The following is a 16,314-nucleotide window of genomic DNA, read 5'->3' as shown; positions in this document are numbered from 1 at the left end:
ATCAAGCGGGGTTTTCTGGTCATTTCCGGAAGCTGTCCAGCGAGACCACGTCCGCATCATGCTGCGGTTCAGCCTCTTCGGCCTCAAGCTCAATCGAGGCCTCTTCCGTCACATGGATCTCTTCGTCCTCGTCTTCCGGGCTTTCAAAGCGCAAGCCAAACTCAACCGAAGGATCCACGAAGGTCTTGATCGCCAGATAGGGGATGTAAAGCGGTTCCGGCGCATCCCCGAAATTCAGCGTAATCGAAAAGCCATCGTCACCGACTTCGAGGTTTTCGAACCAGTGCTGCATGACAATCGTCATCTCGCCTGGATAGCGCTCACGCAGCCAATCAGCCAACTCAACGCCCTCATGCCGTGTATCAAAAGTGATAAAGAAATGATGCGAACCGGGCAGGCCGGTTTCGGACACGTCGGTCAGGACGGTCTTGATCAGGCCTCGCATGGCCGTGTGCATCAGATTCCCGTAGTCGATGTCTTGCGACATGGTTGATCCTCGAAAGTGGTTAATCCCAGCATAGTTCATTCGGACGGAAACGAAAGGCTGTGCTGGGCTGTATTGATTACAAAATCTGCATGCCTAGTCCGGCCAGAACCATGATACCAAGTGTGGTTGCTAAACCGGATTTCATACGGAAAATCAACAGGCCAGCCAGAACGGTCAGCACAAGTGCGCTGAATTCAAGCGACGAAAGGTCGGGTAGGGGGAGAGAAACTGGTCCCCAATGCCACCCCGGAATTGAGGTGAACAAGACGTTTAGCCCGAACCACACGGAGAGGTTGAGAATCACTCCGACGACCGCAGCTGTGATTCCGTGCATCGCGGCCCCAAGACGCGGACGCTCGGCGATTCTGTCTAGATGCGGGGCTGCAAGAAAAATCCACAGAAAACACGGTACAAACGTCGCCCATAAAGCGACAATGCCCGCCGCAAACGCTAGCGAGGCGCCTCCGGCAATCTGACCGCTAAGCATGGCCACAAATTGAGTCACCAGAATCAGCGGCCCAGGCGTGGTTTCGGCCAGACCTAGCGCGTCGATCATCTGGTCCGTGCTGATCCATTGGTAGGTTTCGACCACGGTCTGGGTCATATAGGCCAGCACCGCATAGGCACCGCCAAAAGTTACAACCGCAAGGCGGGCAAAGAACCAGCCCAGATCGCTGAGCAGTTCCTGACCGCTCAAAGACAGAACAAACAACGGCCCCAGCCAAAGAATAAGCCAGAAAACCGCTGTGCGAACAGGATTGGCAAGTGTTGGGCTGGTTTGAACGGCAACGGGCTTGTCGTCTTTCGAAGTCACGAATCCCCAAACGGCAGCGCACAGGATGATTAGCGGGAAGGGCAGGTTGAAGACAAAGATCCCCAAAAAGGCGAGGCCTGCGATTGCCCGGTGTTCAATGTCTGTAAGTGCTTTCTTCGATAGGTTCCGTAATGCTTGCAGGACGATGATGATCACCGTGGCCTTGATGCCCAAGAATCCGGCTTGAACCAAAGGCAATGTACCATAGGCCGCATAAAGCAATACCAGCAGCGCGATCACCAGAGCACCCGGCAGTACAAACAAACTGCCTGCGATTAACCCCCCGGCCACTCCGCGCAGCCGCCATCCTGCATAAGTGGCAAGCTGCATGGCTTCAGGGCCCGGCAACAGCATGCATAAGGAAAGCGCGCGCAGATAGGTCTGTTCGTCCAACCAAGGGCGTTTTTCGACCAGCTCCTGATGCATCAGTGAAATTTGGGCGGCGGGGCCGCCGAAGGACAACAACCCGATGCGCCCAAACACCCTGATCAACTCGTGATATGAAGGGGTCATCTGCCGTGACCCGCGGGCCAATCATGCGTCTCGCTAGAGCCATCGCGCGCCCAGCGATAGAGTGCATCATAGATGTGCATTCCAGCCTGCAATTGTTGTTGGTCATCCCGATACTGGCGCGACAAGCCGACCGAAAGGGCCAGCAACCCGGCGGCCTCAGGCGCCAGATCGTGCCTGTTTGTATCGGCGGCACGTATGATCGTCGCCATGCGGTCCAGAGGCTCAGATCGAAGCTTGAAGTCATCCAGCATCGTGTCAAAGGTGCAATTGTCGCCGCGATGGCTCCAATCAGTTCCTTCAACATCAAAGGGTGTGGCGCCGAAGTGCTCGGCAACCCCCTGAATTTCATCCGGTGCTACAAACAGGAACCGAGCGCGCCTGTCGACAAACCTGCGGATCAGCCAGGGGCACGCGATGCGATCAATCTTGGGGCGGTGCCGCGTCAACCAGACCGTGTTGCCTTTTGCAACTGCAGGAAGGGCAGGCACAGGCACGACCATTGCGCCCGGCATAGCGCGCCAGGCGAACATTCCACCTTCCAGAAATTCTGCCACCACCCCTTCAGCCTGCAGCCATGAAACAACGCCCTGACTCAGCTTTTTGCCTTTCTGGCAAATTACTACGCAAGAATGATCGCCGGTATGATTTCTTATGCCATCAACATTTTGATATGGCATTCGGAATGCGCCGGGTATGAGGGAGGGATCATCGTCGAAATCCCCATCTGTTCGCACATCAAACAGGATAGGAGCCTGAGGCGTACCGATCAGGCGCAAGAGTTGTCGGGGTGTAATTGCATTGGGGGCAGCCATTGCATGTTTCCTTATTGCTTTGGATACATGCGAACTTGGGCTGCCGCCTCACGGGGTGTTCGCAAGCTTACCCCTTGATCCTCTGCTAGCGCGCAAATGCGGGATGGGTCAAGCTTGCGGTCAAGTTTATCAGGCCCAGTCCAACCTTTGCCCGGTCATGCAAACCGGAAGGGTATCCTGTGGGAACTGCCCCAGTTGTTCAAAAAGTGTAATGAAATCAAACTGATTATAGGCCTCGACCATCTTGTCCCCTTTGAAGCGCGCCATGACTTGTCCGGTAACTTCAAGCGGGGCACCGTTATCGGCCCGGAAGGTGCGGACATGCAGAATACCAGAGACCCAATCACCATTTTCGATGATCTTCGGCAGTTCGACTGTGATCTCGCCCAGAACATGACGAAACGCCATGACCAGATCGCGAAAGTCGTCCGCGCCAACCTGCATTTCGGGTATCAACCCTTCGGCCATCGTATCCGGGGCAAAAAACTGATCGATTGCATCGGTATTGCCTTGTTCCCAGACCTCTGAATACCATGCCCTAAGCCTGTCAGAATTCGTCATCTCAGCCCTCCTGTCGCTTGTTCAGGAAGATGGATCAGAGAAATGAATAAACCCTGAATCCCTGGTGAGTTATGGGCATGGAGCAGACATAATCGGTAAAATGCAGGTTTCTGTTGCCAGGTACCTGCGAACCCCGCCTTACGCGGCTAGGCGCAAGGGCTTAAGTTTCGGTCTTGCTACTGCTTACGCAGCAACTGCAACCGGAGCACGATTGTCGTTTGCAATTGTACTAGTTTCGCCGGTAACGGTGGCAGACAGCCGAGACAAAGCTAACCCCTTTAGACGTTCGTCGATCCTATTTCGGCCCCATGATCCTCAAACGAAGGATGTTGGTGGAGCCGCCGGGTACCGCCCCCGGGTCCGATCCGCTTATTACGAGCGCGTTTATGTCCATAGTCCCGAAGGACCCCTCATATATAGGTTAGGACGTGGTCGGATGCAAACCCGGAATGCTAAGGTTGACTTATATAAAATTCAATAAGTTAAGCAGCTCTGTTCATGTTGGCGATAATAAGCCAAAGGGCCAGAACAAGCTCGATTCCACCAAAAGTCAGCGCCTTGACGAACGGGGGATTATCCAGCGCCAAAGACACAAACCGACCCAACGCCGCCCCTGCATAAACAACGCCCAGCATGGCATATGCCATCGGTGTGTTGAGCCAGAGAACCACGGCACCTGTCACCACGAACAACCCGCCAACCGAGGCTCGCATCTCACTAAGTCCCATGGTGCTTTTGGTGGGGGCTAGGTCCAGCGCGTTGGCTGTGTAGGCCGGGGCCAGAAATCCGAACAAACCAAAGCCGACGGTCAGCAAGGCGGCAATCACGTTAAGGGTTGCGATCATGGACTTTTTCCCTTTCTGCTCTGCTCGCAGAGTCTAGCGCAGCACTATGTAAAGAAAAGCATCTAAATCGCTGACCACAAGCCTATAACTCCGACCGCGATCAGGCTGAGAGCCCAGACAAGTTCCAGATTGAACCAGCTGCGTGACAGAAATTGAAGGCCCAGCCAGCGATAGACGGCGAAGGCCAAAATGCCTCCGCCAAGGATCATGGCGGCTGTGTGAAGTGCAGCGACCGTCAGTACGAGCAGGCCATTGCTCGCCATGATCTGAGAGACTGCGATCTGGCCCGTTTCCAGCTCGTCTGATCCACACAATCCAAGATAAATCGGAACCAACATCAACGCCGCGCCGTGTGCCAGCGCAACGAGGAACGACCAAAGTGCCAATTTGCTTGGCGGTACGCGCGACAACATCCGGGGATGCCGGCGTGTTATGGCGATGTAAACACCCATTGTGATCACAATCAGCGCAGCGCCGATACGAATTTCGCGTTGATATTCAACCAGAACTGCCATCATAGCAAATGGCAGTAGGACCCCCAGCATGGCGACGAAATGACCACCAGCCAGGGCGGTCAATGCGCGCCACAAAGCTGATGGCCGTTGTTCCATCAGCGCCGAAGATACCGCAAGCGGCCAGCCCATTCCGGGATTCAGGCCATGATAAGCGCCGCTAAGCACAACGGCCAGCCAGAGACCAGCCGTTGATGTCATCAGAGTCTCCAACTCAGACCGATGGGTAGCAGAAACTATCGGTTGAACAGTCTCCACCCTCAAGCCGGATTTGGTGGGCCCGATATCCGTCGGGGAAGTCGACCCAGAACTTCGGATCCAATGTCAGGCCCCCGTTCTCGCCAACATCCGCCTTGACCATCGCAGCCCCGCGTTCACCGGGATAGAACTGATCATCCCATGTGGAATACAGCGAATTGGTCCAATATACCCGCTTTCCGTCGCGGCTGATTTCAACCATCTGCGGCCCGTAACCAAAGTCTTGCCCGTTGGGATGTTTTGTTTTCTTGACGATCCCCCCGATCTCGACTTTGCCCGCAAGGGTCGGGTTCATGGGATCAGAGACATCGTATTGATGCATCTCACCCGTGCCCCAACAGGCCACATAAAGGTATTTATCGTCCAAGCTGAGATCGATATCCGTGACCAGTGGCGGAACGGCAGAGAAGCCTTTCAGCAATTCAGGCAAGTCATCTGGATCAGCGGGCTGCGGATCGATCGTGATAGTCTTCTTGGCCTCGAAGGTGCCATCATCATTACGCCACCAAGTAAAGATCGCGCCCTGCAGGTTGGTCGTGTCAACCACCACACCACAGAACCCATATTGTTTGACCGGATCGTGAGCGGGCCGGATTTCCAGGGCCATCTGGTGATTTTCACCTAGATCGATGGTCTGAATATTGGTCCGGCTGCGTAGGTTCCAGAAATGGATGCTGTGCCCGTATTTGTTCGAAAGCAGATCCTCGGCCACGATGCCGTTTTCGAATTGCGGAGGCAGTCCCCATTCCGAACTGACCATATAGTCGCGTGGCAGGTTCCACCAGAAATCGTAGTGTTTGTCTTGGATACCTCGCTCGATCTCGTAGCGCCCAATGATCTCGAAGCTCTCGCAATCCATGATGAAAATGCCCGGTGGGCCGTCCGTGCCGTCTTCGCCACCGCCTCCAAGCGTGCTCACGTAGATCCCCTCCGGTCCGCAATGGATCGTGTGCGGGCGGGAATATCCAGTTTTTGCAAAGACTTCTTCGGGTTCGATGATCTTGTGTATCTTGGCCTCAAGCGGGTTCTTTACGTCGATAATGTAGATCCGGCTGGATCGTATGCCAGGAACAATGAGGTAGCGGCGTTCCAGAAACGCATGGCCACTAAGCGGTGACAGCGCAGAGGAACAAGCGTTCCACCCGAAATGGTGAAACTCATCGCCTTTTTCTGGCATGATCACCTGATGAACAATTTTTCCGTAATCATCCGAAGTCGGATCCACGTTCACGACGGCCAAACCGTCTGGTTGGGAAAAATCAGGGCTTAGCATCAACGTGAATGCAAGCGTTTCAGTGGGGCCCTCCATCGCCAGTTTGGCTGATGGGTAAAAGGTTGGGTCCGGTCTTTGGTTCATAACGTCCTCCCGTAAGTCATTGATCTTCAATTCATGTTGGAAGTTCCGGTCTTAACGCCGGATGTCATGCTGCCTGCTCGGGCACCTCGCCGTCCTTCGTTCCTTTTTGCCTGTGGTCAGGCGGGTTTGCGTCGTCTTTCGGCCACGTCCTGCGCCAGTTGCCGTGTGTAGGCCTCAAGTTTGATCAATGCTGCATCGACCGAGCCGGCATCACGCGCTTCCAGTGCGTCTGTGATGTCACTGTGGAGGGCGATGATCTCTTCGCGGGATCGGGCCGTGAACGTAATCATGTTCATCAGAGGTTGCATAGCCTCGACCGCACCGGCCAATTGGTAGGACAGAACGGGGTTGCCCGCGCCATCCACAAGCGCGCGATGAAAGGCGACGTCGGACGCGCAGAAAGCCTCATCTGTGAGACCTGGTTGCGCCTGACGAAAAATCTCGGCCCGCATGGTGGCGAGTTGATCCGCGGTACGACGTTGTGCCGACAAAGCAGCGCATGCACGTTCGAGCGCATAACGCGCTTCGCATGCGGTGTCGAAACTGACTGCGTTCATCGACAGCAGCAGTGTCGAGGTTGTGACTTGTTGGGAATAGGCGTCCTCAAAACTCAGTCGGTTCACAAACGCACCACCCGATGCCCCGCGTTGCGTGCGGATAAGGGACTGCGCTGCTAGACGTTTCAATGCTTCGCGAACCGTAGGCCGTGATACTTTGAACTGATCGGCCAACTCAGATTCTGAGGGCAGACGCTCATCTACGATCAGCCGACCCGAGATAATTGCGTCCCGGATCGCCTGAGCAATTTGAGCGGATAGATCTGCAGTACTCTGAGGGTCGATTTTCATGGTTGTTTTCGGCGATGCGTAATTTTTATTTGTCTGACATTTAAAAGTCTGACATTTGAAAAGCAAGAGAGTTGAGTCGGGAGGAGCAAGTGAGTCGCTCAATTTTCCGCAGCGCGCTTTGGTTGGGCTTCTACATCACGATCCTTTGGTCGTGGTGGATGATGGTCTCGATGAGCCGCGATATGGACGTGGACTGGATCGGTCGACCTGGACCGATGGGTCAGGCGATGGCGGCCATGGATCCGCGTATGGACATGTATATGCCCATGGCCGAGTTCGGCCCACTTTTCTGGATGTGGGCGATCATGATGGCGGCCATGATGCTGCCGACTTTGGTGCCAACGTTGCGCAGTTATGATGATCTGATCCGCAGCGCGAACGGTACGCGGGCAGGGTGGCTGGGCGTTCTATCCGGATACTTCATAGTTTGGGTGGGCTTTGCTGTGCTGATCACTGGCCTGCAATTGGCGCTGCTGTTTGGCGGCGCGGTCGATATGTTGGGAATCGCTAAATCGCCATATCTGGCCGCCGGCCTGTTGATCGCCGTGGGTGCCTTTCAGTTTTCTCGGGTGAAAGAAGTCTGCCACGGTGTTTGCCATGCACCGATGACGTATTTTCTGGGCCACTGGAAAACCGGATTCGGCGGCGGTGTACGCATGGGCGTCGGACTGGGTGCGTTCTGTGTCGGTTGCTGCTGGGGCTTCATGGCGTTGGGCTTTGTCGGCGGCGTCATGAGCCTGCTCTGGATGGGGCTGGCGACCCTGTTCATGGTATTGGAAAAACTTCCCCAGATCGGGCACGCCGTGACCCGTCCTATGGGATTCGTCTTGATTGCGGGTGGTTTTGCACTGCTCGCTCATCACATTGTTTACGGAGGATAAGCCGATGGCTAAAAACAGAAAACCGGATGCAGACAAGCTGCCGGTCAGTCAAAGAATTGACAGCCGGATGCCAAATCCCAAGCGGCGTGAGATGAGCCCGACCGATTGGGCGGTTAAGGGTGAACTGATCCTGAACTGTTCGTGTGACGTATTCTGCCCATGCGTGGTTTCGCTGGGTGCACACCCTCCGACCGAAGGGCATTGCCACGCGTGGATGGGTATCGCGATCGACGAAGGCCACTACGAAGGCGAAGATTTGTCCGGACTGAATGTGGGCCTGTTGGTTGATATCCCCGGACGCATGGGCGAAGGCCAGTGGAAAGTCGCGGCTTATGTGGATGAACGTGCCAGCGGCAAGGCTTATAATGGACTGTTGCAGATATTCAGCGGTCAGGCAGGTGGCACAACCGGGCTGTTCACTATGTTGGTCAGCGAGATCATAGGGGCTGAACGTGCACCGATTCAAATCGAAAGGGACGGCACCAAACGCCGGATCATGATAGGGCGCAAGATTCAGGGTGAGATCGAAATGCTTGCGGGCAAAGACCCAGAGCATCCGGTGATGGTTTCAAATTCGAAATACTGGATGGGGCCGGACATCATTGTTGCAAAAGGCACGAAATCCAAGGTGCGCGACTATGGTCGCGTATGGGACTTCGGCGGCAAGTCAGCCGAGATCTGCCCGATTGACTGGCACGGGCCTAAGTAATGATAACCGGTGCCTATGCCCGTGAAATGGCGCGATATAACCACTGGCAAAACAACCAGTTAAAGAGCTTTCTCAAAGCCCTTTCAGACGAAGAATTGGCACGGGATCGCGGCGCTTTTTTCGGGTCGATCATGGGAACTGCCAATCATCTGCTATGGGGGGATTGGATCTGGATTTCCCGGTTTGACAAGGGACCGGGACCAGGTGGCGGCATTCCTGAGAGTGTCTCGATCTGCACTGGCATGGCCGACTGGCTGCCGCTGCGCGATACGATTGACGCCCGTATTGCGAGATGGGCCAATACGTTGGGGGATGATGTCCTGAGCGGTTCGTTCACGTGGTACTCGGCTGCAAAAGAGAACGACGTAACAAAGTCTTACGGGCAATGCGTCATTCATATGTTCAATCATCAGACACATCATCGCGGACAATTGCACCAAATGCTGACCGAGGCTGGTTCGCAGGCACCTGTCAGCGATCTTGTCTTTCTGCCAGAGGATTTCTGACATGGCAGTCATCTCACCGAACCGGCGCGTGCGCAAAACCCCATTCACTCCGGGCGTCGAGGCCGAAGGCGTCACAGGGTATACCGTTTATAATCACATGCTGCTTGCGACGGTTTTTGAAAGCATCGAGGCTGATGCGGCGCATCTGAAACAGCATGTTCAGGTCTGGGATGTCTCGTGTGAGCGGCAGGTACAGATCAAAGGCCCGGATGCGTTGCGGCTGATGAAGATGCTCAGCCCGCGCGATATGGACAAAATGCAGGCGAACCAGTGCTATTATGTGCCGATAGTAGATCACAATGGCGGCATGCTGAATGATCCTGTTGCGATCAAACTGACGGATGATCACTATTGGTTGTCGGTTGCCGATGGTGACCTTTGGCAATTTGCTCTGGGAATCGTGATTGCGCTGGGGCTGGATGTCGATATTTCTGAGCCGGATGTGTCGCCCTTGGCGGTACAAGGCCCCAAGGCGGACGAGCTGATGACGCGCGTCTTTGGTGATGAAGTCAGGGATATAAAGTTCTTTCGATACAAACGGTTGGCGTTTGAAGATACATCATTCGTCGTCGCCCGGTCTGGCTGGTCAAAACAAGGCGGGTTCGAGATATACGTCGAAGGTTCGGATTATGGCATGCCGCTATGGGACATGCTGTTTTCCAATGGCCGCGATCTGAACGTGCGGGCAGGTTGCCCAAACGGGATTGAGCGTGTTGAAAGCGGTCTGTTGAGTTTCGGGTCGGACATGCGGCGGGAGAATACGCCCTATGAATGCGGGCTAGCACGGTTCTGCAATTCTCCGCTGGATTATATCGGCAAAGCCGCTTTGGCGGATCAGGCGAAAAACGGTCCACCCCGGCAGATCCGTCCGCTTGTTATTGAAGGTGAGATCGGACCGTGCACCGAATCTTGGCCGCTGATGGCCGCGGGCCGGCAGGTCGGGCAGGTGGCTTCGGCTGCGTATTCACCCGAGTTTGGAGTGAATGTAGCCATTGGAATGGTCGACCGGTCCCATTGGGCGCCAGGTACGCGGATTGAATTGATGACCGAACATGGAATGCGATGGGCCGAGGTGCAGGAAAAATTCTGGCGCTAAGCCCTTGTTTCAGGAACACAGCCGATTGAGGCAATAGAAGGAGTAAGTTCATGTTTAATGCACTTGTCGTTGAAAAAGATGAAGAAAGTGGCCTCGCAAGCGCTTCGGTGAAGCAGATTTCTCTGGATACGCTGCCGGATGGAGAAGTGACGATCGCCGTTGAATATTCAACGGTGAACTACAAGGACGGCCTGTGCATGTCGCCCAAAGGCGGTGGTCTGGTGCGTAGCTATCCTCATATTCCGGGCATCGATTATGCGGGCACGATCGAGCAGTCCTCGGATGCACGCTACAAACCTGGCGACAAGGTCGTGCTGACGGGCTGGCGCGTAGGTGAAGCGCATTGGGGCGGCTATTCACAAAAAGCAAACGCGCGGGCAGATTGGCTGGTGCCGTTGCCGGATGGGTTGGATACACGGCAGGCGATGGCAGTTGGCACTGCCGGGTTCACCGCTATGCTGGCCGTCATGGCGCTGGAGGATCAAGGTTTGCAGCCGGGTCATGGCCCGGTGTTGGTCACAGGTGCCGCAGGAGGTGTCGGCTCGGTCGCGACGGCCATTTTGGCCCATCTGGGCTATGAGGTTGCAGCTGTGACCGGGCGTCCTGAAACCGAAGAATACCTGAAATCACTGGGTGCAACCACAATTGTCCCGCGTGACGAGTTGAACGAGACCACCAAGCGTCCGCTGGAAAGTGAAACTTGGTCCGGATGTGTTGATGCGGTGGGCGGAGCGATGCTTGCCCGCGTGCTGGGGCAGATGAAGTATGGGGCCTCGGTAGCTGCGGTTGGCCTTGCCGGTGGTGCGGCGCTGCCCGCAACCGTGATCCCATTCCTGCTGCGCGGTGTTAATCTGTTGGGCATCGACAGCGTGATGCAGCCATACGACAACCGGGTCCGAGCCTGGAAGCGTATCGCGACCGATTTGCCCATGGATAAGCTTGAGGCGATGGTCCATGCAGCAACCCTTTCTGATCTGCCCCAGTTGGGAGCGGACATTCTGCAAGGTCAGGTAAAAGGGCGCGTCGTGGTCAACGTGAACGCTTGATAGACAAAACAGACAACGGTTCGGCCGGAGCATGCATCCGGCCGAACCAATTGTCGGGAATGAGGCCGAAATGCCGGAAACAGTTCTGGCCATTGCCACATTTCGTGACCATGATTGCTATACATCCCATTTGTGATGGCTTAAGACCCATCCGAACATCACCTGAAGACGGGGAGTGAGCAGCATGTCTGATGATTTCGAACTCGATACCGATGATCTGAAACGCCGCATGGACGGTGCCATGGCCAACCTCAGAACCGAATTCGCTTCGCTGCGGACCGGTCGTGCATCGGCTTCAATGCTTGAGCCCGTCATGGTCGATGCTTACGGCGCGATGACTCCGATCAATCAGGTTGGTACCGTGAACGTCCCTGAACCGCGCATGGTAACCGTGAATGTTTGGGACAAGGGCCTCGTCGGCAAAGTTGAAAAGGCCATTCGGGAAAGCGGTTTGGGTATTAACCCGCAACTGAATGGTACCATCATCATGCTGCCGATTCCCGAACTGAACGAAGAACGCCGTCGCGAGCTCGGCAAGGTCGCGGGTCAATATGCAGAAAGCGCACGGGTTTCGATCAGGAATGTGCGCCGTGATGGCATGGACCAGATCAAAAAGGCCAAGGCAGACGGCATGTCCGAGGACGATCAGAAATTCTGGGAAACCGAGGTTCAGGAGCTGACGGATACCATGATCAAATCCGTCGATGATGCGCTCGAGACCAAACAAGCCGAGATCATGCAGGTCTGAGCCTCGGATATGCCAAAGGATCCCGATACCTCTCCGATTGCAGGGCCGCGCCACGTTGCTATCATCATGGACGGCAACGGTCGCTGGGCACAGTCACGCGGGCGGCCTCGATTGTTTGGCCATCATGCAGGTGCGCGCCGCGTCCGTGAGGTGGTCGAGGCCTGCCCGGGTTTAGGGATCAAGTATCTGACAGTATTTGCGTTTTCGACTGAAAACTGGAAACGCACTCAGGTCGAAGTTGCAGGCCTGATGAGCTTGTTCCGCCGTTACATCGTCAAAGAGACCAAGACCTTGAAAGATAACGGCATTCGGGTCCGTTTCATTGGGGATAGAGTTCGGCTGGATGCCAAGTTGACCGAGCTGATGGATACGCTTGAACGCGAAACACAGAACAATGACCTGGTTCATCTAACCGTTGCCTTGAACTATGGCGGTCGTGACGAGGTGGCGCGCGCGACCAGACGTTTGGCACGTGACGTTGCCGATGGCATTCTGCGCCCCGAGGACGTGGACGAGGAAACTCTGCCCAAATATCTGGACACGCGCGTTCTGCCTGACCCCGATTTGGTGATCCGTACCAGTGGTGAAGCGCGGATTTCTAATTTCCTGCTGTGGCAGTCTGCCTATTCCGAGTACGAATTCATCGATACTTTGTGGCCTGATTTCACCGCTGCAGAACTCGAACGGCTGTGCCGCAACTATGGATCGCGTGAACGGCGGTTTGGAGCGGTCCCGGCATGAGTGATGGCCGATGGTCTGATCTGACTGCCCGGGTTTTGTCGGCTTCGGTTCTTGTGACTATTGCGGCAGTCGAAGTTTGGCTAGGCGGCCTGTGGTTTGAGATATTTATCGGCACCGTCTGCGGTCTGATGATATGGGAACTGATCCGGATGATCGACCCAGAACGTCAGGGTGTCGCGATTCAGCTGGCGATACTGACCGGGTTCGCCGTGGTCCTAAGCTATCATCTACCACCGCTATACAAGCTTCCATGTTTGGTGGCCCCGGCATTGGTAGGAGCAGGACAGATCAACCGTGCGCGCGGGATATACGTCCTGTTTGCCCTTTGGATCGCGATGTCGGGGCTGGGATTCATATCGATCCGAGAGAACCTGGGATTTGGATGGATGGTTTGGCTGATCCTTGTGGTCGTGGCCACGGATGTCGCCGGGTATTTTGTGGGCAAAACGCTTGGCGGACCTAAGTTTTGGCCCAGAGTTAGCCCCAAGAAGACATGGTCCGGTACGGTTGGAGGCTGGGTTGCTGCCGCGCTGGTCGGAACAGTTTTTGCGCACTATGCCGGTTTCGGCATTGCTTTTATCGTTGTCTCCGTTCTTGCCTCTATGGCCAGCCAGATCGGTGATATTGTTGAAAGCGCGACAAAACGTGGCTTTGGCGTTAAGGACAGCTCAAACCTTATACCCGGTCATGGCGGGTTTCTGGATCGGTTTGATGGGATGATGGGCGCGTCGGTCTTTGTGTTGCTCGCAGGGCTGTTTTACGCGCCCGGAGGTATGTGATGCGAAGGGTATCCATATTTGGTGCGACTGGTTCCATTGGCCAGAATACGATTGATCTGATCGCAAGAAATCCGAATGCCTATGACGTGGTCGCGTTGACCGGTGGACGCAACGTCGCGCAGCTTGCGCGCGATGCGGTGCGCCTGGATGCAGACGTGGCGGTGACTGCGTTTGATGACAAACTCGATGATCTGCGTGACGCATTGGCCGGCAGCGGAGTGCGAGCGGCTGCGGGGCAGGCCGCTCTGATCGAGGCCGGGGCGCGACCGGCGGATTGGGTGATGTCGGCGATTGTCGGTTCCGCAGGATTGGCTCCGGGGATCGAAGCGTTGAAACAAGGGGCGACACTCGCGCTTGCCAACAAGGAAACGCTGGTTTGTGCCGGGCCGCTGGTTCTGGAAACGGCTCGGGCGCATGGCGCCACGCTATTACCCGTGGATAGCGAACATTCGGCAGTTTTTCAGGCGCTTGTGGGCGAGGATATGACAAGCGTTGAACGGATCATTATCACCGCAAGCGGTGGAGCGTTCCGGGATTGGCCGCTTGGCGATCTGGACAAAGCAACTGTTGAACAGGCATCGAGTCATCCGAACTGGAACATGGGACAGCGGATTACGATCGACAGCGCATCTATGTTCAACAAGGCATTGGAAGTTATAGAAACCAAAGAATATTTTGGCGTTAACCCATCGAATATCGAAGTCCTCGTGCACCCCGAATCCATCGTTCACGCACTGGTCGGTTTTCAGGACGGCGCCTTGATGGCACATCTGGGGGCTCCGGATATGCGCCATGCCATCGGGTACGCGCTGCATTGGCCCGAACGGCGCGATTTACCTGTTGCGCGTCTGGATCTCGCGCAACTGGGTCAGTTGCGATTTCATGCACCGGATGAAGTGCGTTATCCGGCTTTGCGTCTTGCCCGCGAAGTGATGCAGCGCGGTGGCTTGTCCGGTGCGATCTTCAACGCCGCCAAAGAGCGCGCATTGGACCACTTTATAGAAAACCGGATACGTTTTTTGGATATGGCAGACACGGTGTCGGCCGTGTTGGAGCGTTTTGAGGCTTCAGACAGCCTGATTGATGCACCATTGACCCTTGATAATGTACAGCAAACGGACCATCTCGCACGTCAGTGGGTCGATGAAACCGTATTGGAACGAGCAGGATAGAACTTTTGGACATACTCTCTTTGATCCCGCAATTTGGCAATCTGCTCTACACGATAATAGCCTTTGTTATTGCGCTTTCAGTGATCGTCGCGGTGCACGAATACGGCCACTACATCGTTGGTCGGTGGTCTGGCATTCATGCCGAAGTGTTCTCGATCGGTTTCGGCCCGGTTCTATGGAGCCGTGTAGACAAGCGCGGCACTCGCTGGCAGGTCGCGCTGCTGCCATTTGGCGGTTATGTCAAATTCCTGGGGGATGCCAATGCCGCGTCCGGCAAGGACGTAGACGCGATGAGTGAGATCTCTGCACAAAACCCGGAAGAGCTGCGCCGCACCATGCACGGTGCCCCGCTTTGGGCGCGTGCGGTTACTGTTGCGGCAGGGCCGGTCTTTAATTTCGTGATGTCGATATTGGTGTTTGGCCTGATTTTCTGGTCGCAGGGTGTTTCCCGTGAACCTTTGACTGTTGGCGCACTGCAGCCGTTGCCTGGTACAATTCAGGGTTTGCAGGAGGGCGATGAGATTATCGCCATCGCAGGCATTCCAACACCGGATTTCGATGACGCAAGCAACTGGTCCGATTTCATCAATTCGCTGCCTGTAGAACCAGAGCTGGACTATACGGTTATCCGAGATGGAGAGACCACTGATGTCGTGGCACCTTGGCTCTTTCCACCGCTAATCCAACAGGTTACGCCGCGCAGTGCAGCGATGGACATACAGTTGCAGCAAGGCGACGTAATCACGGCGGTAGACGGTGATCCGATCTTTGCGTTCGAGCAGCTTAAGGAACATGTCGAAGGATCGAACGGGCGCGTATTGCTGCTGGATGTATGGCGCGACGGGGCGGATTTAGAATTTGCACTTGCGCCCCGACGCACCGACGAGCCGACGTCCGATGGTGGTTTCATCACCCATTGGCGCATCGGTATCGTAGGCGGCATGATGATCGATCCCGAAACCGTTCCAGCGGGCATTTGGGATTCGATCGAAGGTGGCGTGGTCCAAACCGGGCGCATCATCGAAGGCTCGCTGTCGGGAATGTGGCACATGATCACCGGAGCGATCAGCACCTGCAACATTTCCGGGCCGATCGGTATTGCCGAAACCTCGGGTGCTATGGCCAGCCAGGGGGCACAGAACTTCATCTTCTTCATCGCCGTATTGTCAACGGCGGTCGGGTTGCTGAACCTGTTCCCGATCCCAGCCTTGGATGGGGGGCATTTGCTATTCTACGCTTATGAAGCTGTGTCTGGCAGACCACCCAGTGACAAAGCGCTGAGGGTACTGATGGGGGTCGGTGTCACACTGATCCTGTCATTGATGCTTTTCTCGGTCAGTAATGATCTGTTCTGCTGATTAAGGCGATCTTGGCACCGTTCCGACGCAAAATTGCCGCAATTCAAGCCTATCTTATTGGGGTGCATCGATAAGTGTAGGCTTGAGTTCAATGACCAAGGCGTTTCAAAAATCCTATCAGAGTGTCAGTGTCCTGTTCCAGTTGAACTGGGATATGCTGCTTAGCTTTGCCGTGACCGCACTGGCCCTAGCTGTTGGTGGTTATCTGCTCGGTTTGTGATTCTCCAGAACATGTCTGACTTACATGCAACGGCCTGATGGGCCGTTTTTG

At 55.3% G+C, this 16,314-nt stretch carries 19 protein-coding genes and 1 other RNA gene; 11 read left to right on the top strand and 9 right to left on the bottom strand.

Annotated elements, in window-relative coordinates; genetic code table 11:
• Positions 1-19: 19 nt before the first annotated feature.
• The 9 genes from AC2TEM_RS02230 to AC2TEM_RS02190 all read right to left on the bottom strand — a co-directional run bounded on the left by AC2TEM_RS02230 (position 20) and on the right by AC2TEM_RS02190 (position 7,007).
• Positions 20-487, bottom strand: coding sequence for a ClpXP protease specificity-enhancing factor SspB (locus AC2TEM_RS02230; RefSeq protein WP_170421473.1), 468 nt, complete (start codon positions 485-487; stop codon positions 20-22).
• 76 nt (positions 488-563) lie between these two features.
• Positions 564-1,814: a chromate efflux transporter gene (gene chrA, locus AC2TEM_RS02225; RefSeq protein ID WP_170421476.1), complete on the bottom strand. Its 1,251-nt coding sequence runs from the start codon at positions 1,812-1,814 to the stop codon at positions 564-566.
• Positions 1,811-2,626 (bottom strand): sulfurtransferase/chromate resistance protein, encoded by an 816-nt coding sequence (locus AC2TEM_RS02220; protein WP_170421479.1) that lies wholly within the window; start codon positions 2,624-2,626, stop codon positions 1,811-1,813. The genes chrA and AC2TEM_RS02220 overlap by 4 nt, the downstream gene beginning before the upstream one ends.
• 129 nt (positions 2,627-2,755) lie before the next feature.
• Entirely contained in the window at positions 2,756-3,187 is a 432-nt protein-coding gene (locus tag AC2TEM_RS02215; RefSeq protein WP_170393148.1) for an ester cyclase, read from the bottom strand.
• Positions 3,188-3,286: 99 nt separating this feature from the next.
• Positions 3,287-3,633: a transfer-messenger RNA gene (ssrA, locus tag AC2TEM_RS02210) on the bottom strand.
• A gap of 36 nt (positions 3,634-3,669) precedes the next feature.
• Complete coding sequence (locus AC2TEM_RS02205) at positions 3,670-4,032, bottom strand: DUF4345 family protein (RefSeq protein ID WP_170421482.1); 363 nt, start codon at positions 4,030-4,032, stop codon at positions 3,670-3,672.
• Positions 4,033-4,094: 62 nt separating this feature from the next.
• Complete coding sequence (locus tag AC2TEM_RS02200; RefSeq protein ID WP_170421484.1) at positions 4,095-4,745, bottom strand: hypothetical protein; 651 nt, start codon at positions 4,743-4,745, stop codon at positions 4,095-4,097.
• A 13-nt stretch (positions 4,746-4,758) separates the two neighbouring features.
• On the bottom strand, positions 4,759-6,159 hold the full coding sequence (locus AC2TEM_RS02195; protein ID WP_170393145.1) for a selenium-binding protein SBP56-related protein: 1,401 nt from the start codon (positions 6,157-6,159) through the stop codon (positions 4,759-4,761).
• Between the two features lie 116 nt (positions 6,160-6,275).
• Positions 6,276-7,007: a GntR family transcriptional regulator gene (locus AC2TEM_RS02190; RefSeq protein WP_170421487.1), complete on the bottom strand. Its 732-nt coding sequence runs from the start codon at positions 7,005-7,007 to the stop codon at positions 6,276-6,278.
• Between the two features lie 89 nt (positions 7,008-7,096).
• Here AC2TEM_RS02190 and AC2TEM_RS02185 point away from each other — a divergent pair, with 89 nt between their 5' ends.
• From AC2TEM_RS02185 to AC2TEM_RS02135, 11 genes are all read left to right on the top strand, one after another.
• Positions 7,097-7,888 (top strand): DUF2182 domain-containing protein, encoded by a 792-nt coding sequence (locus AC2TEM_RS02185; RefSeq protein ID WP_170421490.1) that lies wholly within the window; start codon positions 7,097-7,099, stop codon positions 7,886-7,888.
• A 4-nt stretch (positions 7,889-7,892) separates the two neighbouring features.
• A complete protein-coding gene (locus AC2TEM_RS02180; RefSeq protein WP_480855970.1) occupies positions 7,893-8,597 on the top strand; it encodes a DUF1326 domain-containing protein in 705 nt (234 codons plus the stop codon).
• Positions 8,597-9,103, top strand: coding sequence for a DinB family protein (locus AC2TEM_RS02175; RefSeq protein ID WP_170421493.1), 507 nt, complete (start codon positions 8,597-8,599; stop codon positions 9,101-9,103). Before AC2TEM_RS02180 ends, AC2TEM_RS02175 begins: the two co-directional genes overlap by 1 nt.
• Position 9,104: 1 nt before the next feature.
• Positions 9,105-10,199 carry a dimethylsulfoniopropionate demethylase gene (locus tag AC2TEM_RS02170; RefSeq protein ID WP_170421496.1) on the top strand — a complete coding sequence of 365 codons (1,095 nt, stop codon included), beginning with the start codon at positions 9,105-9,107 and terminating at the stop codon, positions 10,197-10,199.
• 50 nt (positions 10,200-10,249) lie between these two features.
• Positions 10,250-11,245: an acryloyl-CoA reductase gene (acuI, locus tag AC2TEM_RS02165; RefSeq protein ID WP_170421499.1), complete on the top strand. Its 996-nt coding sequence runs from the start codon at positions 10,250-10,252 to the stop codon at positions 11,243-11,245.
• Between the two features lie 184 nt (positions 11,246-11,429).
• Positions 11,430-11,993 carry a ribosome recycling factor gene (frr, locus tag AC2TEM_RS02160; RefSeq protein ID WP_170393138.1) on the top strand — a complete coding sequence of 188 codons (564 nt, stop codon included), beginning with the start codon at positions 11,430-11,432 and terminating at the stop codon, positions 11,991-11,993.
• Between the two features lie 9 nt (positions 11,994-12,002).
• The gene (gene uppS / locus AC2TEM_RS02155) at positions 12,003-12,734 is read left to right on the top strand and encodes an undecaprenyl pyrophosphate synthase (RefSeq protein WP_170421502.1); all 732 of its coding nucleotides are present in this window, start codon (positions 12,003-12,005) and stop codon (positions 12,732-12,734) included.
• Positions 12,731-13,513: a phosphatidate cytidylyltransferase gene (locus AC2TEM_RS02150; RefSeq protein ID WP_170393136.1), complete on the top strand. Its 783-nt coding sequence runs from the start codon at positions 12,731-12,733 to the stop codon at positions 13,511-13,513. The genes uppS and AC2TEM_RS02150 overlap by 4 nt, the downstream gene beginning before the upstream one ends.
• Complete coding sequence (gene dxr / locus AC2TEM_RS02145) at positions 13,513-14,685, top strand: 1-deoxy-D-xylulose-5-phosphate reductoisomerase (RefSeq protein ID WP_170421505.1); 1,173 nt, start codon at positions 13,513-13,515, stop codon at positions 14,683-14,685. Before AC2TEM_RS02150 ends, dxr begins: the two co-directional genes overlap by 1 nt.
• Before the next feature lie 5 nt (positions 14,686-14,690).
• Complete coding sequence (gene rseP / locus AC2TEM_RS02140) at positions 14,691-16,043, top strand: RIP metalloprotease RseP (protein ID WP_170421508.1); 1,353 nt, start codon at positions 14,691-14,693, stop codon at positions 16,041-16,043.
• Positions 16,044-16,134: 91 nt separating this feature from the next.
• Positions 16,135-16,263: a hypothetical protein gene (locus tag AC2TEM_RS02135; protein WP_255612105.1), complete on the top strand. Its 129-nt coding sequence runs from the start codon at positions 16,135-16,137 to the stop codon at positions 16,261-16,263.
• The last annotated feature ends 51 nt before the right edge of the window (positions 16,264-16,314 follow it).

Source organism: Ruegeria sp. HKCCD3925 (genome assembly GCF_057221175.1).
This window is presented reverse-complemented; position numbering and strand designations above follow the sequence as displayed.